This is a genomic window from Streptomyces sp. NPDC059477, from assembly GCF_042749375.1.
Classification (GTDB): Bacteria; Actinomycetota; Actinomycetes; order Streptomycetales; family Streptomycetaceae; genus Streptomyces.
Window position 1 is genome coordinate 1 of sequence record NZ_JBHYUG010000189.1, and the last position, 1,889, is coordinate 1,889.

Annotated in this window: 1 protein-coding gene, 1 tRNA gene and 1 other RNA gene; 1 reads left to right on the forward strand and 2 read right to left on the reverse strand. The window is 70.6% G+C overall.

Annotation, left to right across the window (positions count from 1 at the left end; translation table 11 throughout):
• Both ACFXAZ_RS39475 and ffs read right to left on the reverse strand, forming a co-directional pair.
• On the reverse strand, positions 1 to 1,490 hold a 1,490-nt coding region (locus tag ACFXAZ_RS39475; RefSeq protein WP_384601902.1), incomplete at its 3' end, for a DNA polymerase III subunit gamma and tau.
• 102 nt (positions 1,491 to 1,592) lie between these two features.
• An RNA gene (gene ffs / locus ACFXAZ_RS39480) (signal recognition particle sRNA small type) lies at positions 1,593 to 1,691 on the reverse strand.
• A 71-nt stretch (positions 1,692 to 1,762) separates the two neighbouring features.
• Between ffs and ACFXAZ_RS39485 the strand changes: the two genes are divergently transcribed.
• A tRNA-Ser gene (locus ACFXAZ_RS39485) sits at positions 1,763 to 1,850 on the forward strand.
• Positions 1,851 to 1,889 lie beyond the last annotated feature (39 nt).

Consider the following 1,889-nt stretch of genomic DNA (forward strand, 5'->3'; position numbering starts at 1 on the left):
GGGGGTGAGGCCTCGGCGGCGGCGGGAGATCCGGCGGCCGGGCCACTGGAGGCGTTGGAGGCGCTGGGGCCAGGGTCGTAGCCACCACCGGCGTCACCATGACCCTCGTCGCCGGCGGGCCCGTCACCGCCCTGAGGCCGCACGGCGGCCCGTGCCGCGGCAGGCCCGCCACCAGGCGGAACGGGCGCACCGGCCTGGGCGGACGCGCTGGTCGGGGCGGGCATGGGCGAGGGCATCGGGGCGGGCGTGGGGGAAGCCGGATAGCCATGGGAGTCGGGCCCGGGAACGTACCCCACGGCGGGCATCCCGGCGGGCCCGCCCCCGACGAACTGGACGCCGCGCTCCAGCTTGTCGAGGCGGGCCATGACGGAGCGCTCGTCGCCGTAGGCGGCGGGGAGCATGACGCGGGCGCAGATGAGTTCGAGCTGGAGGCGGGGGGAGGTGGCGCCGCGCATCTCGGTGAGGCCCTCGTTGACGAGGTCGGCGGCGCGGCTCAGCTCGGCGGCGCCGAAGACGCCGGCCTGGGCCTGCATCCGCTCGATGACATCGACGGGCGCGTCGATGAGCCCCTTCTCGGCGGCGTCCGGGACGGCGGCGAGGATCACGAGGTCACGCAGGCGCTCCAGGAGGTCGGCGACGAACCGCCGAGGGTCGTTGCCCCCCTCGATGACACGGTCGACGATCTCGAAGGCGGCGGCGCCGTCGCCGGTGGCGAAGGATTCGACGACGGAGTCGAGGAGGGAGCCCTCGGTGTAGCCGAGCAGGGAGGTGGCCATGGTGTAGGTCACACCGTCGGGGCCGGCGCCGGCGAGCAGCTGGTCCATGACGGACATGGAGTCACGCACGGACCCGGCGCCGGAACGCACGACGAGCGGAAGCACTCCGTCCTCGACCGGAATGTCCTCTTTCTGGCACACCTCGCCGAGGTACTCGCGCAGGGTGCCGGGCGGGACGAGCCGGAAGGGGTAGTGGTGGGTCCGTGACCGGATGGTCCCGATGACCTTCTCGGGCTCGGTGGTGGCGAAGATGAACTTCAGATGCTCGGGCGGCTCCTCGACGACCTTGAGCAGCGCGTTGAAACCGGCCGACGTGACCATGTGGGCCTCGTCGATGATGTAGATCTTGTACCGGCTGCCGGCAGGCCCGAAGAACGCCTTTTCGCGCAGGTCACGGGCGTCGTCCACACCACCGTGAGAGGCCGCGTCGATCTCGATGACGTCGATGGAACCGGGCCCGTTGCGCGCGAGGTCCTGGCAGGACTGGCACTCCCCGCAGGGGGTGGGGGTGGGCCCCTGCTCGCAATTCAGGCAGCGCGCCAGAATCCGGGCACTGGTCGTCTTGCCGCACCCGCGCGGCCCGCTGAACAGGTACGCGTGATTGACCCGGTTGTTCCGCAGCGCCTGCTGCAACGGGTCGGTGACATGCTCCTGCCCGATGACCTCGGCGAACGACTCCGGGCGATAACGGCGGTACAGCGCGAGAGACGACACGCATACGAGGTTATAGGCGCCCACTGACATCGGGCTCCGCCGAGGGGAGCGAGAGGTGGGGGCGGGCCCGGAGGCTCGGGGGACTGGGGGCACTGGGGCCGAAACGTCAGCGCCCCCCACGCACCCGCCAGAGCCAACCTACCCTTGCTGCCTTCCGGCCCTGGGGGAGTTCAGTCAGATAGCGCCACGTGAGGGGCTGTGCACAGGGTACCCGATGTGAGGTGCGGGAACGAGTTCGCGAACACTCCTCTCGGTCATGTAATGTTCCCGGCGGAGGATTCGCCTAGAGGCCTAGGGCGCACGCTTGGAAAGCGTGTTGGGTTCACACCCTCACGAGTTCGAATCTCGTATCCTCCGCCAGTGCCTCACCGGGCACGATGTCGAAGGGCCCCACCCCCC